Origin of the sequence: Schaalia turicensis (assembly GCF_019380255.1) — a bacterium.
Taxonomy (GTDB): Bacteria; Actinomycetota; Actinomycetes; order Actinomycetales; family Actinomycetaceae; genus Pauljensenia; species Pauljensenia turicensis_A.
Window position 1 is genome coordinate 1,842,257 of record NZ_CP048928.1, and the last position, 23,637, is coordinate 1,865,893.

At 60.6% G+C, this 23,637-nt stretch carries 26 protein-coding genes and 4 pseudogenes; 10 read left to right on the forward strand and 20 right to left on the reverse strand.

Translation table 11 applies throughout. The features are described 5' to 3' along the window. Positions 1-59 precede the first annotated feature (59 nt). The 6 genes from G5S47_RS08090 to sul1 form a co-directional block, all read right to left on the reverse strand. The gene (locus G5S47_RS08090; RefSeq protein WP_219585543.1) at positions 60-707 is read right to left on the reverse strand and encodes a helix-turn-helix domain-containing protein; all 648 of its coding nucleotides are present in this window, start codon (positions 705-707) and stop codon (positions 60-62) included. 274 nt (positions 708-981) lie between these two features. Next, positions 982-1,416 (reverse strand): single-stranded DNA-binding protein, encoded by a 435-nt coding sequence (locus tag G5S47_RS08095; protein ID WP_219585544.1) that lies wholly within the window; start codon positions 1,414-1,416, stop codon positions 982-984. 56 nt (positions 1,417-1,472) lie between these two features. Beyond that, the gene (locus G5S47_RS08100; RefSeq protein WP_257878452.1) at positions 1,473-2,024 is read right to left on the reverse strand and encodes a recombinase family protein; all 552 of its coding nucleotides are present in this window, start codon (positions 2,022-2,024) and stop codon (positions 1,473-1,475) included. A gap of 57 nt (positions 2,025-2,081) precedes the next feature. Next, a complete protein-coding gene (locus tag G5S47_RS08105; protein WP_001389365.1) occupies positions 2,082-2,846 on the reverse strand; it encodes an IS6-like element IS6100 family transposase in 765 nt (254 codons plus the stop codon). A 506-nt stretch (positions 2,847-3,352) separates the two neighbouring features. After that, positions 3,353-3,853, reverse strand: a complete 501-nt coding sequence (locus tag G5S47_RS08110) for a GNAT family N-acetyltransferase (protein WP_000376623.1) — start codon at positions 3,851-3,853, stop codon at positions 3,353-3,355. 127 nt (positions 3,854-3,980) lie between these two features. Continuing rightward, positions 3,981-4,832: a sulfonamide-resistant dihydropteroate synthase Sul1 gene (sul1, locus tag G5S47_RS08115; RefSeq protein ID WP_000946487.1), complete on the reverse strand. Its 852-nt coding sequence runs from the start codon at positions 4,830-4,832 to the stop codon at positions 3,981-3,983. 101 nt (positions 4,833-4,933) lie between these two features. On the opposite strand from sul1, the gene intI1 reads away from it, so the two are divergent. From intI1 to G5S47_RS08135, 4 genes are all read left to right on the forward strand, one after another. Further along, on the forward strand, positions 4,934-5,947 hold the full coding sequence (gene intI1 / locus G5S47_RS08120; protein WP_000845048.1) for a class 1 integron integrase IntI1: 1,014 nt from the start codon (positions 4,934-4,936) through the stop codon (positions 5,945-5,947). A 206-nt stretch (positions 5,948-6,153) separates the two neighbouring features. Further along, positions 6,154-6,384: a hypothetical protein gene (locus G5S47_RS08125; RefSeq protein WP_012196455.1), complete on the forward strand. Its 231-nt coding sequence runs from the start codon at positions 6,154-6,156 to the stop codon at positions 6,382-6,384. 151 nt (positions 6,385-6,535) lie between these two features. Next, complete coding sequence (locus tag G5S47_RS08130) at positions 6,536-7,192, forward strand: recombinase family protein (protein ID WP_012196454.1); 657 nt, start codon at positions 6,536-6,538, stop codon at positions 7,190-7,192. Continuing rightward, on the forward strand, positions 7,185-7,751 hold the full coding sequence (locus G5S47_RS08135; protein ID WP_054953247.1) for a replication protein RepA: 567 nt from the start codon (positions 7,185-7,187) through the stop codon (positions 7,749-7,751). Before G5S47_RS08130 ends, G5S47_RS08135 begins: the two co-directional genes overlap by 8 nt. Positions 7,752-7,769: 18 nt before the next feature. Here G5S47_RS08135 and G5S47_RS08140 read toward each other — a convergent pair whose 3' ends face one another. Continuing rightward, positions 7,770-8,534 (reverse strand): IS6-like element IS6100 family transposase, encoded by a 765-nt coding sequence (locus G5S47_RS08140; protein ID WP_001389365.1) that lies wholly within the window; start codon positions 8,532-8,534, stop codon positions 7,770-7,772. Positions 8,535-8,744: 210 nt separating this feature from the next. Between G5S47_RS08140 and G5S47_RS08145 the strand changes: the two genes are divergently transcribed. Further along, the gene (locus G5S47_RS08145; RefSeq protein ID WP_219585545.1) at positions 8,745-10,355 is read left to right on the forward strand and encodes an MFS transporter; all 1,611 of its coding nucleotides are present in this window, start codon (positions 8,745-8,747) and stop codon (positions 10,353-10,355) included. A gap of 21 nt (positions 10,356-10,376) precedes the next feature. On the opposite strand, the gene G5S47_RS08585 is transcribed toward G5S47_RS08145, so the two are convergent. The 10 genes from G5S47_RS08585 to G5S47_RS08595 all read right to left on the reverse strand — a co-directional run bounded on the left by G5S47_RS08585 (position 10,377) and on the right by G5S47_RS08595 (position 18,350). Continuing rightward, positions 10,377-11,087, reverse strand: coding sequence for a glycerate kinase (locus G5S47_RS08585; protein WP_257878453.1), 711 nt, complete (start codon positions 11,085-11,087; stop codon positions 10,377-10,379). A gap of 82 nt (positions 11,088-11,169) precedes the next feature. After that, positions 11,170-11,814, reverse strand: coding sequence for a DAK2 domain-containing protein (locus G5S47_RS08155; protein ID WP_219585546.1), 645 nt, complete (start codon positions 11,812-11,814; stop codon positions 11,170-11,172). Next, positions 11,814-12,821, reverse strand: a complete 1,008-nt coding sequence (locus tag G5S47_RS08160) for a dihydroxyacetone kinase subunit DhaK (RefSeq protein ID WP_219585547.1) — start codon at positions 12,819-12,821, stop codon at positions 11,814-11,816. Before G5S47_RS08160 ends, G5S47_RS08155 begins: the two co-directional genes overlap by 1 nt. 51 nt (positions 12,822-12,872) lie before the next feature. Beyond that, a complete protein-coding gene (locus tag G5S47_RS08165) occupies positions 12,873-13,919 on the reverse strand; it encodes an ABC transporter permease (RefSeq protein WP_219585548.1) in 1,047 nt (348 codons plus the stop codon). After that, a complete protein-coding gene (locus G5S47_RS08170; protein WP_219585549.1) occupies positions 13,916-14,965 on the reverse strand; it encodes an ABC transporter permease in 1,050 nt (349 codons plus the stop codon). Before G5S47_RS08170 ends, G5S47_RS08165 begins: the two co-directional genes overlap by 4 nt. Next, on the reverse strand, positions 14,962-16,476 hold the full coding sequence (locus G5S47_RS08175) for a sugar ABC transporter ATP-binding protein (protein ID WP_257878454.1): 1,515 nt from the start codon (positions 16,474-16,476) through the stop codon (positions 14,962-14,964). The genes G5S47_RS08170 and G5S47_RS08175 overlap by 4 nt, the downstream gene beginning before the upstream one ends. Positions 16,477-16,533: 57 nt before the next feature. Further along, the gene (locus tag G5S47_RS08180; protein ID WP_219585551.1) at positions 16,534-17,577 is read right to left on the reverse strand and encodes a substrate-binding domain-containing protein; all 1,044 of its coding nucleotides are present in this window, start codon (positions 17,575-17,577) and stop codon (positions 16,534-16,536) included. Between the two features lie 255 nt (positions 17,578-17,832). Next, positions 17,833-18,090: an integrase core domain-containing protein gene (locus G5S47_RS08725; protein WP_373273806.1), complete on the reverse strand. Its 258-nt coding sequence runs from the start codon at positions 18,088-18,090 to the stop codon at positions 17,833-17,835. Further along, entirely contained in the window at positions 18,053-18,193 is a 141-nt protein-coding gene (locus G5S47_RS08590; RefSeq protein ID WP_257878455.1) for a hypothetical protein, read from the reverse strand. The genes G5S47_RS08725 and G5S47_RS08590 overlap by 38 nt, the downstream gene beginning before the upstream one ends. Before the next feature lie 25 nt (positions 18,194-18,218). Further along, positions 18,219-18,350, reverse strand: coding sequence for a hypothetical protein (locus G5S47_RS08595; protein ID WP_257878456.1), 132 nt, complete (start codon positions 18,348-18,350; stop codon positions 18,219-18,221). 396 nt (positions 18,351-18,746) lie between these two features. Here G5S47_RS08595 and G5S47_RS08190 point away from each other — a divergent pair, with 396 nt between their 5' ends. Together G5S47_RS08190 and G5S47_RS08195 are read left to right on the forward strand one after the other, a co-directional pair. Beyond that, entirely contained in the window at positions 18,747-19,160 is a 414-nt protein-coding gene (locus G5S47_RS08190) for a site-specific integrase (RefSeq protein WP_219585553.1), read from the forward strand. Beyond that, entirely contained in the window at positions 19,115-19,618 is a 504-nt protein-coding gene (locus G5S47_RS08195; RefSeq protein ID WP_219585554.1) for a tyrosine-type recombinase/integrase, read from the forward strand. Before G5S47_RS08190 ends, G5S47_RS08195 begins: the two co-directional genes overlap by 46 nt. A gap of 10 nt (positions 19,619-19,628) precedes the next feature. On the opposite strand, the pseudogene G5S47_RS08200 reads toward G5S47_RS08195, so the two are convergent. Continuing rightward, positions 19,629-19,781, reverse strand: a pseudogene (locus G5S47_RS08200) (integrase core domain-containing protein); the annotation flags it as partial. 225 nt (positions 19,782-20,006) lie between these two features. Between G5S47_RS08200 and G5S47_RS08205 the strand changes: the two are divergent. Next, positions 20,007-20,345, forward strand: coding sequence for a helix-turn-helix domain-containing protein (locus G5S47_RS08205; protein ID WP_219585272.1), 339 nt, complete (start codon positions 20,007-20,009; stop codon positions 20,343-20,345). An 8-nt stretch (positions 20,346-20,353) separates the two neighbouring features. Next, complete coding sequence (locus G5S47_RS08210) at positions 20,354-21,202, forward strand: IS3 family transposase (protein WP_219585270.1); 849 nt, start codon at positions 20,354-20,356, stop codon at positions 21,200-21,202. A gap of 62 nt (positions 21,203-21,264) precedes the next feature. On the opposite strand, the pseudogene G5S47_RS08215 reads toward G5S47_RS08210, so the two are convergent. Beyond that, positions 21,265-21,796: pseudogene (locus G5S47_RS08215) on the reverse strand (DDE-type integrase/transposase/recombinase); the annotation flags it as partial. Between the two features lie 109 nt (positions 21,797-21,905). Between G5S47_RS08215 and G5S47_RS08730 the strand changes: the two are divergent. After that, positions 21,906-23,504, forward strand: a pseudogene (locus G5S47_RS08730) (IS1634 family transposase). On the opposite strand, the pseudogene G5S47_RS08615 reads toward G5S47_RS08730, so the two are convergent. Further along, positions 23,479-23,619: pseudogene (locus tag G5S47_RS08615) on the reverse strand (IS3-like element ISCod1 family transposase); the annotation flags it as partial. The pseudogenes G5S47_RS08730 and G5S47_RS08615 overlap by 26 nt on opposite strands. Positions 23,620-23,637 lie beyond the last annotated feature (18 nt).

Here is a 23,637-nt window from a genome sequence, read left to right on the forward strand (position 1 = left end):
ACATAGGGCCCGGGCGCCACCTTCGTGACTCCCGGGCCCAGCTGCATCACAATTACGCGCTACATCCACCCAAGGACTGCGCCGTGTTCGGTGCGTACGCGCGCGCCCACCATGCGCCACCAATCAAGCGGCATATCGGCGTACTCCTCCACTTCCTCAAGGTCCTCGTGCGTCCTCGGGATCTCGAAGTACACCTCGGCATCGTCGTGGAGTTCGTCCACGAAACGTGCCACCACTCCCCCGGTAAAACTTTCCAGTGACTCCATCTGCAAGCTGATCCCTTCGGGGATTCGCGCCTCGCCGGAGTCCCACTTTTGGACGGTGCGAGTGTTTACCTCAAGCCGTTCTGCAAGCCACTGTGCCGGAAGCCCCAGATACTCACGCATAGCGCGAAAGTCCGCGTTGGACATACGCGGCCGCCTCCAGATACGAACGCCAGCATCGTCGAGGAGGCGAGACAAGTCCTCAAGCGTCACCTTCGCAAAGTCGCGCTCCAAATCGAACTCTTTAGTTTCGTCAAGCTCGCCCTCGTCCTCGTCATAGGCGGGAAGATCACCACGGGTACGCATGGCCTCTTCCATCTCCCCGAAGCGGCACATAGCGCCCTCATCGGCGCGAGTCCACGCCAGAATCTCCCCCAGCGTCTCCACCCGCTCACGGCCCTGGCCGTGGTAACGATAAGCAATCCTCGTCGTCAAGTGCATCATTCAACCCTTTCGGTTTCTGTGGCCCGCCCCTTCGGCGTTGCCTTCACCTCCATTATAGGGCGTAAATTACGCCCTATGCAAGGGCATCGATCGCAGACTTCCACTTGAGCGCAGATAACTTTCAAGCCCGTCCACGCCTCCACAGCAAGGACCACGACAACGGGTGGGAACGCTAAAAAGCTGCCGCGAAAACACTTCGTGTTTTCTTGCCCTCGAATCCGCGGGTCACCAAACTGCACTGGCAAGTACAGATTGCACGAAACAGCGCACAGGACTAGGCAGGGTCAGGACTTCCCCAGTACGCGGCCGGATCATCACTCGGGGCAGGAACATCGCTAGCACGCGAAGCTCGCAAGGACTGTGCACGCACTTCCTGGCCACGAAGGCTCACGCCGATCACATCAACACGAACATCATGGCTCACGCGCGACTCTCCCTCCCTGGAGGTATAGGAACGCACGCTGTAGTCGCCTCCGAAGACAAGTTTGATATTTCCACTGGCATTAGCGGCATCAACGAGTTGCTCGGCCTGCGCCCCAAACACTGTGAGGTTGTAAGCCACGGGTGCCCCATCGACGAACTCCCCCTCGGGTGTGCGGATGCGGTCCGTGACGATAACGCGCGCATAGGTGTACTTGGCCCCACTCTTTGCGCCCTCGCGAAGCTCAGGAGTTGCGGCGAGGTTTCCTTCACGAACGATGTACGACATAACTTCCCCTTTGACAGTGACGGTGGTCACGTATCACGGTAGCGCGAGGCAGGCTCTCAATCTAGGGGAAGCTTGGGAATCTCGAGGTAGCGGTACAGGGTTGCGCGGCTAACGCCGAGCTCGCGCGCAATCCTCGCCTTCGGCACACCTTCACGCGCCTGGATCCTCGCCCGCTGAATCTGCTCCGAAGTCAATAGGCGCTTTCTCCCGAGCCTCTTACCCTTGGCTCTGGCGGCCGCAATCCCCTCGCGTTGGCGTTCGCGAATGAGTGAGCGCTCGAGCTCTGCCACGGCACCAATGAGGTGTAGCTGAAACATGGCGTAGGGGTCCTCGCTCTCCTTGCGGAAGAACAGGTCCTCTTTGACGAACTGGACAACGACACCCTTGTTTACGAGAGTGCGCACGATCCCCTCGAGGTCGCGCAGGGAGCGGGCGAGTCGATCCATCGAGGCAACGACGAGAAGGTCTCCTTCGCGCACGTAACTCATGGCGTCCGCTAGGCCTTTGCGGCCCTCGCGACTTCCGCCCGAGACACGATCCTCGAAAACTTTGTCGCAACCCCCTATTGCGAGGCGCTGACGGTCAAGGTTCTGATCCGTCGTGCTCACGCGGGCTCTGTTGCAAAGATTGGCGGCAGTCAGAGGTAGGCTGTCGCTCTGCGCCGATCAGGCGGCTGCTGCGAAATGGTGGTTGAGCATGCCCATGGCCTCCGTCAGCGCCGAGGGCCCAATGCCAAAAGCTCTCTCCACAAGGCGCACCTCGCCCCTGATGCCGGGCTGCAGGCACCAGGGGCGAGCCTGTCCTTTGCGCAGGGCTCGCATGACTTCGAATCCCTTGATCGTGGCATAGGCCGTGGGGATCGATTTGAAACCGCGCACCGGCTTGATCAGTATCTTGAGCTTTCCGTGATCGGCCTCGATCACGTTATTGAGATACTTCACCTGCCGGTGGGCCGTCTCCCGGTCCAGCTTTCCTTCGCGCTTCAATTCGGTGATCGCTGCACCATAGCTCGGCGCTTTGTCGGTATTGAGCGTGGCAGGCTTTTCCCAGTGCTTCAGGCCTCGCAGGGCCTTGCCCAGGAACCGCTTCGCTGCCTTGGCGCTGCGGGTCGGCGACAGGTAGAAATCGATCGTGTCGCCCCGCTTGTCGACTGCCCGGTACAGGTAGGTCCACTTGCCCCGCACCTTGACGTAGGTTTCATCCAGGCGCCAGCTCGGATCAAAGCCACGCCGCCAGAACCAGCGCAGCCGCTTCTCCATCTCCGGGGCGTAGCACTGGACCCAGCGATAGATCGTCGTATGGTCGACCGAAATGCCGCGTTCCGCCAGCATTTCCTCAAGGTCGCGATAGCTGATCGGATAGCGACAATACCAGCGCACCGCCCACAGGATCACATCACCCTGGAAATGGCGCCACTTGAAATCCGTCATCGTTCCGTCCGTCCAATCTCCGCCAAGCATGCTCAAGCTTCACGATTTTTGCAACAGAGCCCACACAAGTATTGAGCATAGTCGAGATTGGTGCAGATCACTTCTGATATTGAACTGTCAGGAGCTGGCTGCACAACAGCCATTACGCCCAATCAACTGGTGCAGTCGTCTTCTGAAAATGACATTTGGTATCTCTCATAAACGGATGTTTTTGAGAGAACTATCTTCGGCCTTCACACGCACGAAAGGCGGCGAAGCTCCGCCGTTAATCCGTCCGCCGGAGATCTCGCCCAGGCAGGCTGAAGGCCGAGCAAGCCTGACAGGCCCGAAAAGCCCGGCACGGGCGTCGGCGGCGATGACGGCGGCGGCATTATCCAGGGTTGATGATGGAAGTGGAGGATATCGACAACCTCTCGCGCAACCAAGACATCGCGGTCGGACTGCAAGTGATCTTGAAGCCACGGGCCCGTCCCACCCCGACATGGACCTCGATGCCCGAACGGACGTTAGATTTCGAGTTCTAGGCGTTCTGCGATGAAGGTTGGATCCCAGCCGGGATTGAAAGTGTCGACGTGGGTGAATCCGAGCCGCTCGTATAGGCCACGCAGGTTCGGGTGGCAGTCGAGCCGCAGCTTGGCGCACCCCTGCGTTCGCGCGGCATGGCGGCAAGCCTCGATCAGCGCGGAGCTGACACCCCGGCCCGCATGTGTCCGTCGCACCGCGAGCTTGTGCAGATATGCGGCCTCCCCCTTGAGGGCGTCGGGCCAGAACTCGGGATCCTCGGCCGACAAGGTGCAACAGCCGACGATGCCGTCGCTGCAACTCGCGACTAGGAGCTCGGATCTCAGGACGAAGGTCTCCGCGAATGTCCGGTCGATCCGCGCGACGTCCCAGGCGGGCGTTCCCTTGGCGGACATCCACGCCGCAGCGTCGTGCATCAGCCGCACAACCTCGTCGATATCACCCGAGCAGGCGACCCGAACGTTCGGAGGCTCCTCGCTGTCCATTCGCTCCCCTGGCGCGGTATGAACCGCCGCCTCATAGTGCAGTTTGATCCTGACGAGCCCAGCATGTCTGCGCCCACCTTCGCGGAACCTGACCAGGGTCCGCTAGCGGGCGGCCGGAAGGTGAATGCTAGGCATGATCTAACCCTCGGTCTCTGGCGTCGCGACTGCGAAATTTCGCGAGGGTTTCCGAGAAGGTGATTGCGCTTCGCAGATCTCCAGGCGCGTGGGTGCGGACGTAGTCAGCGCCATTGCCGATCGCGTGAAGTTCCGCCGCAAGGCTCGCTGGACCCAGATCCTTTACAGGAAGGCCAACGGTGGCGCCCAAGAAGGATTTCCGCGACACCGAGACCAATAGCGGAAGCCCCAACGCCGACTTCAGCTTTTGAAGGTTCGACAGCACGTGCAGCGATGTTTCCGGTGCGGGGCTCAAGAAAAATCCCATCCCCGGATCGAGGATGAGCCGGTCGGCAGCGACCCCGCTCCGTCGCAAGGCGGAAACCCGCGCCTCGAAGAACCGCACAATCTCGTCGAGCGCGTCTTCGGGTCGAAGGTGACCGGTGCGGGTGGCGATGCCATCCCGCTGCGCTGAGTGCATAACCACCAGCCTGCAGTCCGCCTCAGCAATATCGGGATAGAGCGCAGGGTCAGGAAATCCTTGGATATCGTTCAGGTAGCCCACGCCGCGCTTGAGCGCATAGCGCTGGGTTTCCGGTTGGAAGCTGTCGATTGAAACACGGTGCATCTGATCGGACAGGGCGTCTAAGAGCGGCGCAATACGTCTGATCTCATCGGCCGGCGATACAGGCCTCGCGTCCGGATGGCTGGCGGCCGGTCCGACATCCACGACGTCTGATCCGACTCGCAGCATTTCGATCGCCGCGGTGACAGCGCCGGCGGGGTCTAGCCGCCGGCTCTCATCGAAGAAGGAGTCCTCGGTGAGATTCAGAATGCCGAACACCGTCACCCTGCTGCGTAACATCGTTGCTGCTCCATAACATCAAACATCGACCCACGGCGTAACGCGCTTGCTGCTTGGATGCCCGAGGCATAGACTGTACAAAAAAACAGTCATAACAAGCCATGAAAACCGCCACTGCGCCGTTACCACCGCTGCGTTCGGTCAAGGTTCTGGACCAGTTGCGTGAGCGCATACGCTACTTGCATTACAGTTTACGAACCGAACAGGCTTATGTCCACTGGGTTCGTGCCTTCATCCGTTTCCACGGTGTGCGTCACCCGGCAACCTTGGGCAGCAGCGAAGTCGAGGCATTTCTGTCCTGGCTGGCGAACGAGCGCAAGGTTTCGGTCTCCACGCATCGTCAGGCATTGGCGGCCTTGCTGTTCTTCTACGGCAAGGTGCTGTGCACGGATCTGCCCTGGCTTCAGGAGATCGGAAGACCTCGGCCGTCGCGGCGCTTGCCGGTGGTGCTGACCCCGGATGAAGTGGTTCGCATCCTCGGTTTTCTGGAAGGCGAGCATCGTTTGTTCGCCCAGCTTCTGTATGGAACGGGCATGCGGATCAGTGAGGGTTTGCAACTGCGGGTCAAGGATCTGGATTTCGATCACGGCACGATCATCGTGCGGGAGGGCAAGGGCTCCAAGGATCGGGCCTTGATGTTACCCGAGAGCTTGGCACCCAGCCTGCGCGAGCAGCTGTCGCGTGCACGGGCATGGTGGCTGAAGGACCAGGCCGAGGGCCGCAGCGGCGTTGCGCTTCCCGACGCCCTTGAGCGGAAGTATCCGCGCGCCGGGCATTCCTGGCCGTGGTTCTGGGTTTTTGCGCAGCACACGCATTCGACCGATCCACGGAGCGGTGTCGTGCGTCGCCATCACATGTATGACCAGACCTTTCAGCGCGCCTTCAAACGTGCCGTAGAACAAGCAGGCATCACGAAGCCCGCCACACCGCACACCCTCCGCCACTCGTTCGCGACGGCCTTGCTCCGCAGCGGTTACGACATTCGAACCGTGCAGGATCTGCTCGGCCATTCCGACGTCTCTACGACGATGATTTACACGCATGTGCTGAAAGTTGGCGGTGCCGGAGTGCGCTCACCGCTTGATGCGCTGCCGCCCCTCACTAGTGAGAGGTAGGGCAGCGCAAGTCAATCCTGGCGGATTCACTACCCCTGCGCGAAGGCCATCGGTGCCGCATCGAACGGCCGGTTGCGGAAAGTCCTCCCTGCGTCCGCTGATGGCCGGCAGCAGCCCGTCGTTGCCTGATGGATCCAACCCCTCCGCTGCTATAGTGCAGTCGGCTTCTGACGTTCAGTGCAGCCGTCTTCTGAAAACGACATCTGGTGTTCCTCATTCTCTGGTGGCTGCGCGGCCCGGTGCGCTTTCTTCTCGGCTTGGCTTCGTTCGCCAGTCTCATCACCCTACCGATCATGTGGCTTGGGCTGGACTCGGCCAATAAGACCCACATCATGCTATCGGTCGCAGGCGTCGGCCTTGGTGCGTCGGCCCTCATGTGGTTTTATGACGCGCTTCTCATGAGGCTGGCACCAGAACCAATCCTATTCAGCACCTAAACGAAGGCCGGGCCACTCACCCGGCCTTTTTTGTACGCTCATAGGGCAGAACAAACCAACGTTTTATCTATACCGCAACAGGGTATTTAATTCCTATTTAATCTGCGCTAGAATGAGGCATGTTTAACCGAATCTGACGTTTTCCCTGCAAATGCCAAAATACTATGCCTATCTCCGGGTTTCGCGTGACGGCCAAGACCCGGAAAACCAAAAATACGGTTTGCTCGAATACGCGAACGCCAAAGGCTTCGCGCCGCTACAGATCGAGGAAGAAATTGCCAGCAGAGCAAAGGACTGGCGCAAGCGCAAGCTCGGAGCAATCATCGAAAAGGCCGAGCGTGGCGACGTGCTACTGACGCCGGAGATTACGCGCATTGCCGGTTCCGCCCTCGCCGCCTTGGAAATTCTCAAAGCGGCGAGCGAGCGCGGCCTAATCGTCCATGTGACCAAACAGAAGATCATCATGGACGGCAGCCTACAAAGCGACATCATGGCAACCGTGCTTGGCTTGGCTGCACAGATCGAGCGGCATTTCATTCAGGCACGTACCACCGAGGCGCTACAAGTCGCCAGAGAGCGCGGCAAGACGCTCGGGCGACCCAAGGGCAGCAAATCGAGCGCCTTGAAGCTGGACAGCCGTATTGATGAAGTACAGGCATACGTGAACCTTGGCTTGCCGCAAAGTCGCGCAGCCGAGTTGTTAGGCGTCAGCCCTCACACCTTGCGCCTGTTCATCAAACGCCGGAACATCAAACCCACAAACACTAGACCAACCATCACCATGCCGGGGAGGGAACAACATGCCTAAGAACAACAAAGCCCCCGGCCATCGTATCAACGAGATCATCAAGACGAGCCTCGCGCTCGAAATGGAGGATGCCCGCGAAGCTGGCTTAGTCGGCTACATGGCCCGTTGCCTTGTGCAAGCGACCATGCCCCACACCGACCCCAAGACCAGCTACTTTGAGCGCACCAATGGCATCGTCACCTTGTCGATCATGGGCAAGCCGAGCATCGGCCTGCCCTACGGTTCTATGCCGCGCACCTTGCTTGCTTGGATATGCACCGAGGCCGTGCGAACGAAAGACCCCGTGTTGAACCTTGGCCGGTCGCAATCGGAATTTCTACAAAGGCTCGGAATGCACACCGATGGCCGTTACACGGCCACCCTTCGCAATCAGGCGCAACGCCTGTTTTCATCCATGATTTCGCTTGCCGGCGAGCAAGGCAATGACTTCGGCATTGAGAACGTCGTCATTGCCAAGCGCGCTTTTCTATTCTGGAATCCCAAGCGGCCAGAAGATCGGGCGCTATGGGATAGCACCCTCACCGGCTCTGTTGCAAAGATTGGCGGCAGTCAGAGGTAGGCTGTCGCTCTGCGCCGATCAGGCGGCTGCTGCGAAATGGTGGTTGAGCATGCCCATGGCCTCCGTCAGCGCCGAGGGCCCAATGCCAAAAGCTCTCTCCACAAGGCGCACCTCGCCCCTGATGCCGGGCTGCAGGCACCAGGGGCGAGCCTGTCCTTTGCGCAGGGCTCGCATGACTTCGAATCCCTTGATCGTGGCATAGGCCGTGGGGATCGATTTGAAACCGCGCACCGGCTTGATCAGTATCTTGAGCTTTCCGTGATCGGCCTCGATCACGTTATTGAGATACTTCACCTGCCGGTGGGCCGTCTCCCGGTCCAGCTTTCCTTCGCGCTTCAATTCGGTGATCGCTGCACCATAGCTCGGCGCTTTGTCGGTATTGAGCGTGGCAGGCTTTTCCCAGTGCTTCAGGCCTCGCAGGGCCTTGCCCAGGAACCGCTTCGCTGCCTTGGCGCTGCGGGTCGGCGACAGGTAGAAATCGATCGTGTCGCCCCGCTTGTCGACTGCCCGGTACAGGTAGGTCCACTTGCCCCGCACCTTGACGTAGGTTTCATCCAGGCGCCAGCTCGGATCAAAGCCACGCCGCCAGAACCAGCGCAGCCGCTTCTCCATCTCCGGGGCGTAGCACTGGACCCAGCGATAGATCGTCGTATGGTCGACCGAAATGCCGCGTTCCGCCAGCATTTCCTCAAGGTCGCGATAGCTGATCGGATAGCGACAATACCAGCGCACCGCCCACAGGATCACATCACCCTGGAAATGGCGCCACTTGAAATCCGTCATCGTTCCGTCCGTCCAATCTCCGCCAAGCATGCTCAAGCTTCACGATTTTTGCAACAGAGCCAAAATTCTGAACCCAACCATGTAGAAACCAAATTGCAATCACCCCCTAGCCATGAAACCGGGTGAAAACAACGCGTGGCTACCCCATTCTTTCCCGGAAGTATGCGCAGATCAGGTGATTTAGCGTGTTCATTCGTGCAAGATAGGGGTATGACTTCAAGCGCTCATCGCGGAAAGAACGCTCATCTTTCCGAAGCTGAACTCCGCACGCTGGTTGAGAACACGCCACCATCCGGTAAACCGCGCAAAATCGCACTACTGGCGACAATCGCCACTTTTGGATCCCTACTCTTCGGCTACGACACCGGCGTCATCGCTGGCGCCCTGCCCTACATGTACATGCCCACCGACGCGGGTGGCCTTACAATCAACGAGTTCGAAGAAGGCCTAGTCGGCGCATTCCTCGCAATCGGTGCGGCCTTCGGCGCAATCATCGGCGGTCGTCTCTCTGACCGCTACGGACGCCGCCACAACATTCTGATCCTCGCCGTCATCTTCGTGATCGGCACACTCGGTTGCACTCTGTCACCGAACGTTTGGATCCTGTATTTCTTCCGCTTCATCCTCGGCTGGGCGGTCGGCGGGGCCTCGGCAACCGTCCCGATTTACCTGTCCGAATCTGCGCCCACGCGCGTACGAGGTCAGCTGGTCGCGCTTGACCAGTTCATGATCGTCTTTGGTCAACTGCTCGCCTACTCGATGAACGCAATGCTCTCGCGCGCCCACGGTGGCCCGCAGGTGCAGGTCGCGTCGGATGCAACAGGCACGCTCAATGCCGGCTCCTGGTACTCGTGGGATCAGGCATCTCAGGTCGCGAACCTCGCCGTTTCGGACGGCAACGGTTCAGCCTGGCGCTGGATGCTTGTCCTGGCTACGATCCCGGCGATCGCCCTCTGGATCGGTATGCGCATGATGCCCGAATCTGGACGCTGGTACGCCGCGAACCTCCACTACGCCGAAGCCATCGGCTCACTGAAGCGCATCCGTAACCCCGAACACGATGACGTCGCCTCTGAAGTTCGCCAGATGATCGATCTTCACCAAAAAATCGATGAAGAAGGTCACTGGTCATTGCATCGCACCTTCAAGGTGAAGTGGACACGTCGCTTGGTGTTCATCGGTATCGGGCTCGCGTGTTTCGACCAGCTGACCGGCATCAACACGGCAATGTACTACCTGCCGAAGATCCTGCATGCCGCCGGTTTCTCGTCCGCCGATGCCATCACGATCAACGTCATTACGGGCGCGGTCGCCACGATCGGCGCCGCTTTTGGCCTCTGGCTGGTCGCACGCCTGAAGCGTCGTACCGTCGGTATTTACCAGGAGAGCGGCGTGACGTTCTTCCTGTTCTCTCTGGCTATCGTGTTCGCCGTCGGTATCACCCCGTACACGCGCCTTGATGGCACCATCGATTCGACGATCCCTGTCTTCCTGCCCTGGCTGGTCGTCATTCTGGTGTCCCTGTTCGTGTTTGCGAAGCAGTCGGGCACGGTCAACTGGGTTCTCGTATCCGAGATCTTCCCCGCCCGCATCCGTGGCATCGCCCAAGGCTTCGCGGTCGGGTGTGGCTGGCTGATGAACGCGGTTGTTACCTGGGTGTTCCCGGTGATGATCGCCCACCTCGGCGCGGCGTGGACCTACGCGGCCTTCGGCGCGATCAACGTCGTCTCGCTCTGCTTCTACCTCTTCATCGTCCCCGAGACGAAGGGGACGTCGCTCGAGCGCCTCGAGGAGTCCTTCGCCGCGAAGTACGGGGAGTGACGTCCTCCCGCTCCTCCTCGTTCACGAGGTCGGGGCGGGGCGCCCATTCGAGGGGAGCGGCCGGATCTCGTGACGGGTTCCGGCCGCTTCGTCGTGCGCACGGAGGTTCTTCTGACCGTTGCGCAGGGCCTCAGCGAGCGGCTCGTCGGGGTCTCCGACCTTGACGATGCGCGACACCCCGTGGTCCAGGAGGACCTCGGGGCCCTCCTTGATTCGACCGGCGAAGATCATCACTGGCACACCGGCGGCCGACGCGATCGCGGCGACTCCGGCGGGGGTCTTCCCGTTGATCGTCTGGGAGTCCACGGACCCCTCGCCGGTGAATACCCAATCGGCGCCGGCGACCGCGTTCGCGAGCCCCACCGCGTCGGCGACGAGGTCGACGAGATCGTTCTCATCGCAGGCCCAAAGGAGCCTCGGATCGCCCTCGTCAACGAGGCGGAAGGCTACCGCGTCGCCGTCGAATGGGATCCGAAATACCTCCAGAACGCGATGCTGTGGATATCCAACCGCGGGCGCAAGGGGCTTCCCTGGGGCGGGACGAACCTCTGTCTCGGGGTCGAACCGATCACCTCGGCCTTCGACTTTGGGCAGGGAGTCTCCGCCAACGAAAACCCCCTGAGGAAGGCCGGATACTCGACCGTCATTGATTTTGAAGCCGGACGGACCTACGAGGTCCGGCACCGGATCGCAGGCGAGGGGATCGGTTAGTCCACGCGCCGCTGAGAGCATTCACTCAAGCCTGTTCTCTCCAAAACAAATGCAGGTGCCCTGCAGTCACTCGAACGCCGGGCACCTGCATTCTCATCATCAATCAGTCGATAGCACCCTTCGGCCCAACCGTCCCTGAAGCGGCGTCCCGCCATGCTTCAAGCGCGCGAAGAAAGGCTGTTGCACCCGGATCTTGCAATCCGATGCTCCGGTCCTGCAACCACGATGCCCTTCCCTTTCGAGATTGAAGACTCCGTGTTTCAACGACAGCGGAGGACGCAGCTTCGATTGCAAAAATCAACACATCTTCATCATCGACATGATCCGCAATCGCATCTGCCGTGGGAACCATCGCGTCAAGGATGGTCTTGTCCCCAACCTGGCTCTTGCCGCGATGCGAAATTGAGCCAGCTGCGGCACGGATGAACTGTTCGGCCTCCGCGACACCGATCTCGTCGATGCCCGACCAGACTTTCGATCCTGCAAGAAGACCGCCTGCGACGAGTGCCGCCATTGTCGAAGGGTTCGCATTCGCGAACGCACGGGCGCAGGTCTTCGCAACCTCGCTCGGCTCAGCGAGCTCCGGAGCGGCTGCAAGCGCCTCGATCACGGCCTTCGCCCCGGCGGAAACGGTGATGCCGAGATCACCGTCGCCGAGGACCTGGTCGAGGTCCCGGAGTTCATCGGCGGAGTCGATGAGGAGCGTCATCGTCTTCGTGATCTGCTCGATCAGCTCAGTCGTCCTCATCAGCGGCCGACCTCCTCGAAGAAGGGGGAGCGGGCGGGGGCGTCGAGGAGATCGAGCATCTCATCGTCCAGCTTGAGCAGGGAGATCGAGGCTCCGGCCATTTCCAGGCTCGTGGCGTATTCGCCGATGTAGCGGCGCTCGATCTTCACGCCGAGGCCTTCGAGCCGCTGGTGGACCCGACGGTAGAGGAGGTAGAGCTCCTCGAGCGGCGTGGCGCCCAGGCCGTTGACGAGCACCGCCACACGATCGCCGCTCGCAAGATCCAGGTCGGCGCTCACCGCATCGAAGATCGAATCCGCGATCTCGTCCGCCGTCGTCAAGGCCCCCCGGTGGATGCCCGGCTCTCCGTGGATGCCGATGCCGATCTCCATTTCACCGTCGGGCAACTCGAAGCTCGGCGCTCCGGTGGTCGGCAGGATCGTGGGGGAGAGTCCGACGCCCATCGTCGCCGTGTTGTCGACGACGCGTTCGGCGATTTCGGCGACCCTTTCGAGGTCGTCGCCGCGCTCGGCGGCGGCTCCCGCAGCCTTGTATGCGAAGAAGATTCCCGCGACGCCGCGACGATCGAGCTTGCGATCCTTCGGCTGGGAGGCGACATCGTCGCGACCGAGGACCGTCTTGGTCTCGATGTCGTCGAGTTCGAGCATGTCGGAGGCGAGATCGAAGTTGAAGACATCGCCGCCGTAGTTGCCGTAGAGGAAGAGGACTCCCCTGCCCCCATCAACGGCCTTCGCAGCATCAGCGATCTGCTGAACGCTCGGCGAGGAGAAGACGTTCCCGATGGCGACGCCCGAGCACAGCCCCTTGCCGACATAGCCCTTGAAGAGAGGGAGGTGGCCTGAGCCGCCACCGGTGATGATGCCGACCTTCCCCGTCAGGGGAGCATCTGCTCGGACGAGCACGCGCTTGTCCTCTCCGGGGGTCTTCACTTCGTCGGGATGAGCAAGGAGGATGCCCTCGACCATTTCATCGACGAAGTCGGCGGGGTCATTGATGATCTTCTTCATGTCAGTCCTTTCGTGATAGTTCGATTTCGATGAGCGGGATGGGAGGGTGACTCATTTCCGTTTGAACAGCGCCCTCCAATCGATGCGGTCGATGACGAGAACACCGATGAGGATCAGTCCCTGAGCGATCGAATACTGGAAGGTGGACAGCCTCATCGCCGTGAATCCCGATTGGACGATCTGGAGGGTCATCGCGGCGAGGAAGACCCCCACGACCGTTGCGAATCCGCCGTTCGGGTTCGTCCCGCCGAGAACGGCGATGACGATGACGAGCAGCACGTATGAGGCCCCGTAGTCGGCCGAAGCAGTCGGGTTCCGTGAGATGAAGACGATTCCCGTGACTGCTCCGAGCAAGCCCGTGAGGAGATAAGAGCGCATCAGCAGGCTTCTCGAACGGATTCCGGAGAACTTCGCTGCGACGGAGTTCGAGCCTTCAAGCTCCAGCCCGAGACCGAGGGGAGTCTTGTTGATGAGGAATCCGACGATGAGGGCGACGGCGACGAAGACGAGGAACAGGACCGGGATCCCTGCGACTGCGGTCTGTCCGAATGCGGTGAGTGCGGCGGGCGAGCCGTAGAGGGTCTTCCCCCCGGTCCATACGACTGCGAGGCCGTTGAAGATCTGCATGGTGGCCAGGGTGGCGAGAATCGGGGTGACTCCGACGAAGGCGATGAGAATCCCGTTCACCGCTCCTGCGCCGATGCCGACGGCGAGAGCGAGGAGGATCAGGAGGGGCCCCATCGCCTCGGCGCGCGTCGGATCGCTCGCCGCAAGGGCCGTGAACGTCGTCGAGATGGTGATCGCGGCGAGATTCGCAATGGACACGAGGGAGAGATCGATACCGCCCGTGAGCATCGAGATCATCATGGCCACGGCGAGGATCCCGATTTCGGGCACGGCGAGCAGCATGTTCTGCAGGTTGAGCCCCGTGAGGAATACCGAGGGCGAGGTGACCGTGAAGAAGAGCAGGGCGAGGAGCATGAGAGCGACCATGCGGACGATCCCCGTATTGCGACGCAGCCTGCCCAGCAGTGCCGTCGCACGGCTATCGATCTGATCGTTCGCGTCCCGCATTGCGCGGCCGAGATTCCGCGTCATCGCACGACCTCCTCAATCTCGTTGGAAGCCCGCCGACGATTCCGGCGAGCGGAGAGCGCCTGGATTCCCACGCCGACGATGAGAAGGACGCCGACGGCTGTGCGCTGCCATGCGCTCGGCACTCCGACGAGGATCAGGCTGTTATTGATGAGCTGAACGAGGAGGACGCCGAGCACGGTCCCCCGTACCGATCCCCTCCCGCCGAAGATCGACGCCCCGCCGAGAACGACCGCTGCGATGATGTCGAGCTCGTTGCCGACGAGTTCCTGGGGATTGGCGGAGCGGCCCATGATCATGTAGATCATTCCCGCGATTGCGGCCATGACGCCGACGATCACATAGACCTTGATCTGGCTTCGCTTCACCCGGATTCCGGCCCGGGTCGCGGACTCGATGTCTCCGCCGATCGCGTAGATCGACCGCCCGAACATCGTTTTCGACAGGATGAGCGCGACGCCCGCAGCGAGGAGGAGCGCCGGGATGATCATGACGGGCAGGAGGGCGACACCGGTCTCGGTCTTCATCGTGACGATGTTCGTCGTGGAGACCGAGGCCATCCCCTCCGGGAGCTGAGCGATGTACTTCGAGCCGACGTAGGCGAGGAGGAATCCCTGGAAGATCCCCTGGGTACCGAGCGTGACGATCAGGGTCGGGAGTCGGAACTTCGAGATCACGTATCCGTTGATCAGTCCGAGGAAGGCGCCGATCACGATCGCCATCGCAAAGGATCCGGCGAGACCGAGATCGGTCCCGGTCGTCAGCTGGAAGACGATCGTCGAGTACGAGGCGAAGGCCGCGATCGCGGCGAAGGAGACGTCGATCCCTCCCGAGATGATGACCAGGAGGACGCCCAGGGCGTAGATCAGCGGGACGATCGAGGATCGGATGATCGCGAACAGCGTCGACACGGTGAAGAACGCCGGACTGACGAAGGACATCACGATCACGAGGGCGAGGAGCACGAGGAGGATCACGCCCTCGTTGTTCTGCCCCTTGATCCAGGAGAGGAGGGGGGCTATTCCCCTCGTCTTCAGCGAAGAGCTCATGCGACGACCAACTTCCGAATCGCGGCCGCATCAATGTCGTCGCCGACGAGTTCGGCTTCGATGCGGCCTTCCTGGGTGACGAGCACCCGGTGACAGCAGGCGACGAGCTCAGGGGCGTCGTCGGAGATGATGAGGATCGCCGTTCCCCGTTCGGCCTGGTCCCGGAGGATGTCGAGGATCTCCGACTTCGACCCCACGTCGACCCCGACGGTGGGGCCGTTCAGGATGAGGACCTTGGGGTGGCGGGCGAGCCATTTGGCGAGGACGACCCTTTGCGCATTACCGCCGGACAAGGACCTGACGGGGGCTTGAACATCGGGGGCTTTGATCCGGAGGGAGTCGAAGTAGTCCTTGATCGTTTTGCGGATGAGTCCGTCGCGCAAGGTCTTGAACTTCGAGGTGTGCTGGTCGATGGAGGCGGCGATGACGTTGTCCGCGATGGACTTGTCGAGGAAGAGGCCCTCCGTGAGACGGTCTTCGGGGACGTAGCCGATTTCGGCCCTGATGGAATCGGCGATCGAACGGATTCGGACTTCCCGACCGTCGATCTTGATGCGTCCCGAGTCGATCGGCAGGAGGCCGAAGAGCGCCTCGGCTATTTCCGTTCGTCCCGAACCGAGGAGGCCGGTGAGTCCGAGGATCTCCCCCTTGCGGATCGAGAATGAGACATCGCAGATCGCTCCGGCCGAGGTGAGGCCTTCGACCTCCAGACGCTTTTCGGCATCGTCGGGGAGTGCGGAGACGCGCCTGGTCTGATCGAGGACGCGGCCGGTCATGTATTCGGCGATCTGATCGCGGTCGAGTTCGGCGGCCGGGCTGTCGACGACGTTGCGCCCGGAGCGCATGATCGCGATTCTCTGGGAGATGCGCTTGACCTCATCAAGCTTGTGGGAGACGAAGACGAGCGCGACGCCGTCTCCGCGGAGCTTCTCGACGACGAGGAATAGGCGTTCCACTTCCTTCTGAGTGAGAGCAGTCGTCGGCTCATCCATGATCAGGAGTTTCACGTCATTCGCGAGGGCGCGGCAGATCGCGGAGAGTTGCTTGTCGGCGACCGAGAGGGTCTCAACGTCCGCATCGAGATCGAGATCGACTCCGAGACGGCTCACGACCCGTTCGGCGTGCGCTCGGCTGTTCGCCCGGCTGAAGGAGAAGCGTCGTTTCGACACCCCGTCCGTCATCGTGATGTTCTCGGCGACGGAGAGATTGGGGAAGAGCGAGAAGTCCTGGTAGATGACCTGGATCCCGGCCTTCATCGCACCCAGTGGAGAAAGGGAGTCGATGGCCCGTCCGTTGATTCGGATTGCGCCAGCATCCGGCTTATGCACTCCGGAGATCACCTTGATGAGGGTTGATTTTCCGCAGCCGTTCTCCCCTGCGAGGCACAGCACCTCGCCGGGGAAGACTGCGAGGTCCACTCCCGCGAGAGCCTTCACGCCGTCGAATTGCTTGACGATTCCCTCAACCTCGAGAAAGGGGGCGCGCTCCCGCGCCAGTCTCGATTCATTCATTGAGCACCTCCACATGGCTGGTTGGCGCCCGATGGCGCCAACCAGCCTCGTGACATGTCAGAAATCGAACTTCTTCGCCTGTTCGGCATCGGCGGCGATGGCCGCATCACCGACCCAGACGTTGTCGTAGCCGTCGAGCTTCTTCAGCGAGGTGTAGCCCTCGATTCCGAGGTCGGTGCCGTCTTCGATGGTGCCGCCGTCGGCGAGGATCTTGGCGATCTGAAGCTGAGCCTTGCCCGCGAGCGCCGGATCCCAGAAGAAGATCTTGTCGATGGATCCGGTTTCGAGGTACTTCGCGGATGCCGAGGGGATCGAGGTGCCCATCACGCAGACCTTGTCCTGGAGGCCGGCTTCCTCGATCGCGCGGGCGATCCCGGGCACGTCATTGCCCGCGGATCCCTGGAACGCGGCGATGTCGGGGTACTTGCCTAGGACCTCCTTCGCCTTCTCGTAGGCGGCGGTCTCGTTGTCGGTCGATTCGATCGGAGTCTCGACGCGCTCCATGTCGGGGAAGTTGGCCTTCTGATACTCGTAGGCGGCGTCGACCCATTCCATATGGGTCTTCGCCGTGAGACCGCCGACGAACTGGACGTACTTGCCCTTTCCGCCCGTGCACTCGCCGATGTTCTTCATGATGTCTTCGCCGTACGAGGCGTTGTCGAAGGCTTCGATGTCGATGTCGACGTTCTGAATGCCCGTCGCTTCATGGGAGACGACCTTGATGCCCTGCTGGCGCGCCTGGGCGAGCACGGCGGACAGCGCTTCCGGAGAGTTGGGAACGACCGTGATCGCCGCGGGTTTCTGCGCGATGAGATCCTGAATGATCTGGATCTGCTTCTCCGGGCTGACGTCGTCGCCGCCCTCGGTGCGGGTGTCGTAGCCGTTCTCCTCGCCCCATTCGGTGACGCCGACATCCATTCGGTCGAACCAGGCGATGCCCTTGACCTTGACGACGGTGACCATCGTCTTGTTAGAAGCGCCCGAATCAGCGGACGGGGAAGCCGAATCAGCGGCGCCGGTCGAGCCGACCGAGCTGCATGCTGCCATCGAGACGGCAGAAAGGCCGGCGAGCGCGGTGACGGCCAGCTTCGTCATTTTCATTTCATCACTCCTTCGTGACCATGGGATCCGACGCTCCACCCCATCAACGGTGATGGAGTGCACGTCACACTCAGTAACAATACCCATTTTTTCGCGCTTGTCAACGCGCATCTAATGCATGTTTTCGCGCATTACGCTCCAACTTTCGCGCAGTTACGCCCGCTATCAGGTCCTGGGTTGCGGTATAGCTGCGGTGCAGTCCTTCGTTATTGGGTCAGGCGTTAAGCGTCAAGCCCCGGGTTTGTGGAGGCTTGTTTAACCTGGTTTGGCGGTCTTAGGTAGGGGGCGGTCAGCGACCTCGGCCCCGGTTTTGGTGTGGTGGGCGTGCCCGCGCTCGACGGGGGTGAGCATCCCGATCGCGGAGTGAGGACGCGCGGCGTTGTACCAGTGGACCCACTCAGCGGTGGCAACCTCGACATCATCAGTGGACCTCCAGGGTTTCTTGTTGCGGATCAGCTCGCCTTGTACAACAAGTTCAGTGCCCCTTGGCCAGAGCGTTGTCGTGAGAGTCAGCCTTGGACCCCACCGACGCCACCGCCTGGCAGTCCTCAAGAGCCTGCCCATAGCGGAGACCGGTACTGGACTGCGCGGTCGGAGTGGTGGACGATGGCGGCAAGATCTGCGCCGTCCCTGTGTCGTTGTCAGATGCCCATGTTTAAGGCGTCCAGGGCAAGGTTGGTGTACAGGCTGGTGAAGGTCTGCCAGCCCACGATTAGGCGCGAGTTCACGTCGGTGACGAAGGCGACGTACACCCACCCTGATAACGTGCGCACATACGTGATGTCGGCAACCCGCAGCTCCTTGGGATGGAAGGCCGAGAAGTGGCGGTCTGCGAAGACTACAGGATACTGCTCGCGTGGTGCGGAACGCGTCGTGTGAGGCGTCTTGGTCTTCTGGATACCCCGCAGCCCCAGGCGGCATGAGGCGCTCCACCGTGCAGTGGGCGACGTGCCCGTAACGCTCGGCGATCAGGAGCCGGTTCAGCATGACGTGCATCTTGCAGGCCCCGAACGCCGAATAGTTCTGCGCATGAACCGTCCGTAAACGGGTCTGCACAGATCATCCCCTTCCCCCTCACGAGCGGCGACCTCAGCAAAGAGGCCGCATGAACAGGCCCAGCCCCCCGAGGCGGCCGCGAGCGCGTCCTATTGTCGGTCAAGCGCCGTCGGTTGACCCGCGACCGTCGGGTCCTGCCCCTCGTGCTCATGGGTGGGACGGACGTCGATCCCGGCGTCGGGGTCGAAGGGATGGTCATGAGTCACTGGGATGAGATTCTCGAGCACTGGGGGATCGCGATGTCTGCTGCTGGACGGTCCAGGGGGACGATCCGGACCTACATGTGTCATGCGAGGAAGATCCGGAAGCTCAGCCCCGAGGGACCGGAGTCTGTGACGACCGATGACCTACGGAGGATCCTCGCGAATCCGAAGTGGACGCCGGAGACGAGGAAGAGTGTGAGGACCGTTTTCGGGACTTTCTTCCGGTGGCTCCACGGCGAGGGTACATCGAGGAGGATCCGGCGCTGCGTCTCGATATTGTGTCTACTCCTGCCGGTGTTGCTCGGCCAGCGCCCGAGAAGGTGATCCGCGATGCGCTCCTCGAGGCAGACAAGCGGGTCGAGATGATGATCCTGCTCGGCGCCTATGCGGGACTGCGTGCGTGCGAGATCGCGACCGTGCATTCGAAGAATTGGGACGGCGCCGGATTGTACGTGACGGGGAAGGGGGCGAAGACCAGGTACGTTCCGATCGTCCACCCCGGGCTGCGTCGAGCGCTCACCTCCTGCGACGGTTTCCTCTTCCCGGGGCGTATCGAGGGGCACCTGTCCGCCGGGTACGTGACAAAGCTGCTCTCGCGGGCCCTGCAAGGGCCGTGGACCGGGTACACGCTCCGTCATCGGTGCGCGACCAAGATGTATGCCGGGACTCGTGATCTTCTCGCTGTCGGCGCCGTCTTGGGTCATGCTCGCCCGGAGATGACCCAACGGTATGTGCGCCAGCCCGTCGACGCCCTCGTCGCGGCCGTCACCGCCGCAGCCTAGCCCGATCCCCCTAGTTGTTCTTCCCACGGAGGTTGTGGACGCGGTTGATGGGTGATTGTCCTGCCAGCGCGGTGTGGGGTCGGTGGTGATTGTAGTGGTGGATCCACGCGGGGTAGGCCGCTGCGCGCTCGGTCTCGCTGGTGTAGTGGCGGGCGTAGGCCCATTTGAATGTACTGAACCCTGAAAGTTGGACGGTTATTTGTTCAGTTTTAGGGTTAGGGGTGTTATGCGTCCTGATAGTTCGTTGTCGGTGGAGCAGCGAGCGGCGGCTGTTGATTCGTTTGAGGCGGGGTATGGCTCTCGAGCCACAGCGAGAAAACTTGGGTTGTCGTTTCGGCCGGTGAATCTTCTTTATGACAGGTGGGTTCTCCATGGGAGAATGGCGCTTGTGGCACGTGATAGGAAAGCTGTTTACTCGTGGGAGTTCAAGCGCTCGATTGTTGCTCGCTTTCTTGCTGGCGAGACCGCGACGCAGCTGGCGGCAGAGTTCAATTTTTCTTCGGTTGATATCGTGTATTCCTGGGTGCGGGTGTGGCGTTTAGCTGGCGATGAGGGCTTACGCCCGAAAAGGCGTGGCAGGAAGCCGAAAACGTTGATCGCTAGCCCTGATCCCGAGAGGAGCGCGACGGTTGCGGATGCTGCGTTGATTGAGGAGAATACGAGGTTAAAAGCAGAGGTAGCGTATTTGAAAAAATTACGAGATCTGAGGGAGCAGGGGCAAGGCTGAAAACTCGTGTGGTTGCCACTCTCAGATCTGAATACCCGTTGCCGGTACTGTTACAGGTAGCCAATCTGGCGCGATCGACGTTCTATTATCAGCTGGGGCAGATGCGGGCTCAGGACCGGCATGTGAAGTTGAAACAGGCGATTCAGAAGATTTTCGATAAAAGCCATCAGCGTTATGGTTATCGCCGTGTTCGGCTTCAGCTGCTGCGTGATGGGTGGTGTGTGTCGCGCAAGCTTGTTGCTAAGTTGATGAGGCAGCTCGGTTTACGCTCTAAAACGAGGAAGCGTAAGTGTTACAACTCTTACCGCGCTACAACGCCACGTCGGGCTGATAATCATTTAGATCGGCGGTTTGCCACGGAAAAACCAAACCAGCAGTGGGTCTCCGATATTACCCAGTTCCAGATCTCGGGGCAGAAGCTGTATTTGTCTCCGGTGATGGATTTGTGTGATCATTCGATTCTTGCTCACACTCTTTCGGTGTCTCCTACAACGAAAGTGTCCGCGTTGAGCCTGAAAAAGGCTTTTCGTGTAGCGGGTGATCCTGAAGGTGTTCTTGTTCATACTGATCAGGGTTATCACTATCAGCACCAGTCATGGATCAGTCAGCTAGTTGAGCATCAGTGCGTTCAATCCATGAGCCGTAAGGGCAATTGTTACGATAACTCCGTGATGGAGAACTTCTTTTCTCACTTGAAAGAAGAAATGTTCAACAATGACTCATTCGTTTCCATCAGCGAGCTACGCGCAGCGATTGACGAGTACATACAGTGGTACAACACTGAGCGTATGCAAGAACGGCTCGGAGGGATGACCCCAAACGAATACCGGCAACACGCACTAACCACCATCGGATAGAATCACACTGTCCAAGAATTGGGGTTCAGTACAGAAGCGTCCTGGGTTTTGTTCCGCTTCTTTTATGTCCCTGTGGTGATGGGCTGAGTGAGATAATACTCGGTTTCTATTTCCTGTGGGGTGGCGTAGTCCAATGCTTCGTGAATACGCTTGTTGTTCCGCCAATGCACCCATCGCAAGGTGGCGAGTTCGACTTCTCCCACTGACGTCCACGGGCCGTGAGCATGAATGAGTTCAGCTTTGTAGAGACCGTTGACTGTCTCAGCAAGCGCGTTGTCGTAGGAATCGCCGGCTGTTCCCACGCTCGGCCGGATCCCGGACTCGGCCAAAGCGGTAGAGTATTTTAAGGACACGTACTGGCTGCCTCGGTCACTGTGGTGAATCAGCTGATCCCCATGGATGCGGCCGGCAGCGGTGAGAGCATGCTCTAACGTTTCCATCGGCAACGCATCGGTACGCATCGTGGATGCGTGTAGCAACACCGACAATCTTTCTACTGAAAACGTCAACTACAAACGCGGTGTAGGCGAATCCCGACAAGGTGCGAACATAGGTAATGTTGGCAACCCGCAGCCGTCCCGATGCGTGCGCCTGAGTTGCACAGTTGGGTGTGATTTCGGTTCTTTGTGAGTGTGTTTTGCCTGGTGGGGTTGTGTTTGGCTGGTGTGGATGGCACACTCCGCGGGCTGGGTATTGTGGGCTCGTGGTGTTCGTTCGCAAGGTGCCAGGACGTAATGGGGCGGTCAAAGTGCAGATCGCTGAGCGCCGCGATCGGCGCGATGTCGTGCTGGAGCATGTCGGTACTGCTCACAACGACGGCGAGCTTGCCGCGCTGACGAAAATTGCCAGCGAACACTTGCGCCTGGGCCAGGAGAGGCTGCCTTTCGGCGTTGGGCCGGGGGAGGCTCCAGGCCAGGCGGTTGTGATCGCCCAGGAGTCGCGTCTGCTCCTGGAGGCGATCCGTAGCGTCTACAGGTTCTTCGGGTTTGAGGAGGCGTTGGGTGATGAGGCGTTCTTCCAGCTTGTCGCCGCCCGCCTCATTTCTCCCGGATCCGCCAGGGCTGCCGGACTGGTCCTCGAAGAGCTCGGCGTTGCTGCGCGCCACCGCAACTCCCTTCAGTCTGCGTTGGAGCGGGCCAACAGGGACGACTACCGTGGCGAAGATCGCCACAGTGTGTTTCCACCACGCCCTGTCGGGCGGGGACCTGTCTTTGGTCTTGTACGACGTGACGACCTTGTACTTCGAAGCTGAAAAGGAAGATGACCTGAGGAAAGCGGGGTATTCGAAGGAGCGGCGCGTGGACCCCCAGATCGTCGTTGGCCTGCTTGTGGACCGACACGGTTTTCCTCTGGAGGTTTCGTGTTGGGAGGAGAACAAGGCAGAAACTCAGACGATCCTGCCAACCGTCAAAGCCTTCCAAGAACGCCACGGCGCCCATGACATGGTTATTGTTGCGGACGCTGGCATGCTCTCCGCGATGAATCTTCGCGAGTTGGATGAGGCGGGCTTGCGGTTCATTGTCGGGGCCCGCCAGACACGAGCACCCCACGACCTGGAAGCCCACTTCCACTGGCACGGCGACGCGTTCACTAACGGGCAGCTGGTTGACACCATCACCCCGAGACAGCACGTCCGTACGGTCTCTGGCTCGTCGGATCCGAAAGTGAAGGCGGAGCCCGTCTGGGACCCGGATACACATGAGAAGTCGTGGCGGGCGATCTGGGCCTACTCCGCTAAACGGGCCGCCCGCGACACGAAACCCTGCGCCTGCAAGAAGAACGCGCCCGCGACATCGTCGAGGGACGCCGGCAGGCGAAGAAGGCGCGGTTCGTCGCCCAAGCCCGCGGATCAGCAAGCATCGACGAGAAGGGTATTGAGCGGGCGCGAATGCTCGTGGGATTGAAGGGCTACGTCACCAACATCCCCAAACACCTCATGCCCGCCTCCAAGGTGATCACCTCGTACCACGATCTCTGGCACGTCGACCAGTCCTTCCGCATGAGCAAAACCGACCTGAAAGCCAGGCCGATCTTCCACCACACACGCGACGCCATCGAAACCCACCTCACCGTCGTCATCACCGCCCTCGCCGTCGCCAGGGACATTCAACGCCGCACCGGAACAACCCTCAAAACCGTGATCCGGCAACTCCGACCCCTGCGTCACGTCACCATCCGCATCGCCGGACACGACATCACCGCCCAACCAACAATCCCCCAAACGCGAAAACCATCCTCGATAACCTCGCCACGTGACACACCCCAACTATGCAACTCAGGTGGCCAAAGAAGTTCTCCATGACCGCGTTGTCGTAGCAGTTGGCTTTACGTGACATTGACTGAACACCGCCGTTGTCGTCGATCAGGTTGCGCCAGGACGGGTGCTGGTACTGGAATCCTTGGTCAGTGTGCATCATCCACCCGGGTTCAGGCGC

What these genes read in the sequence shown, in the direction of transcription:
- G5S47_RS08090 (WP_219585543.1), bottom strand. Translation starts at nt 707, where the DNA reads ATGATGCACTTGACGACGAGGATTGCTTATCGTTACCACGGCCAGGGC.
- G5S47_RS08095 (WP_219585544.1), bottom strand. Translation starts at nt 1,416, where the DNA reads ATGTCGTACATCGTTCGTGAAGGAAACCTCGCCGCAACTCCTGAGCTT.
- G5S47_RS08105 (WP_001389365.1), bottom strand. Translation starts at nt 2,846, where the DNA reads ATGACGGATTTCAAGTGGCGCCATTTCCAGGGTGATGTGATCCTGTGG.
- G5S47_RS08110 (WP_000376623.1), bottom strand. Translation starts at nt 3,853, where the DNA reads ATGGACAGCGAGGAGCCTCCGAACGTTCGGGTCGCCTGCTCGGGTGAT.
- sul1 (WP_000946487.1), bottom strand. Translation starts at nt 4,832, where the DNA reads ATGTTACGCAGCAGGGTGACGGTGTTCGGCATTCTGAATCTCACCGAG.
- intI1 (WP_000845048.1), top strand. Translation starts at nt 4,934, where the DNA reads ATGAAAACCGCCACTGCGCCGTTACCACCGCTGCGTTCGGTCAAGGTT.
- G5S47_RS08130 (WP_012196454.1), top strand. Translation starts at nt 6,536, where the DNA reads ATGCCAAAATACTATGCCTATCTCCGGGTTTCGCGTGACGGCCAAGAC.
- G5S47_RS08135 (WP_054953247.1), top strand. Translation starts at nt 7,185, where the DNA reads ATGCCTAAGAACAACAAAGCCCCCGGCCATCGTATCAACGAGATCATC.
- G5S47_RS08140 (WP_001389365.1), bottom strand. Translation starts at nt 8,534, where the DNA reads ATGACGGATTTCAAGTGGCGCCATTTCCAGGGTGATGTGATCCTGTGG.
- G5S47_RS08145 (WP_219585545.1), top strand. Translation starts at nt 8,745, where the DNA reads ATGACTTCAAGCGCTCATCGCGGAAAGAACGCTCATCTTTCCGAAGCT.
- G5S47_RS08585 (WP_257878453.1), bottom strand. Translation starts at nt 11,087, where the DNA reads ATGCTCTCAGCGGCGCGTGGACTAACCGATCCCCTCGCCTGCGATCCG.
- G5S47_RS08155 (WP_219585546.1), bottom strand. Translation starts at nt 11,814, where the DNA reads ATGAGGACGACTGAGCTGATCGAGCAGATCACGAAGACGATGACGCTC.
- G5S47_RS08160 (WP_219585547.1), bottom strand. Translation starts at nt 12,821, where the DNA reads ATGAAGAAGATCATCAATGACCCCGCCGACTTCGTCGATGAAATGGTC.
- G5S47_RS08165 (WP_219585548.1), bottom strand. Translation starts at nt 13,919, where the DNA reads ATGACGCGGAATCTCGGCCGCGCAATGCGGGACGCGAACGATCAGATC.
- G5S47_RS08170 (WP_219585549.1), bottom strand. Translation starts at nt 14,965, where the DNA reads ATGAGCTCTTCGCTGAAGACGAGGGGAATAGCCCCCCTCCTCTCCTGG.
- G5S47_RS08175 (WP_257878454.1), bottom strand. Translation starts at nt 16,476, where the DNA reads ATGAATGAATCGAGACTGGCGCGGGAGCGCGCCCCCTTTCTCGAGGTT.
- G5S47_RS08180 (WP_219585551.1), bottom strand. Translation starts at nt 17,577, where the DNA reads ATGAAAATGACGAAGCTGGCCGTCACCGCGCTCGCCGGCCTTTCTGCC.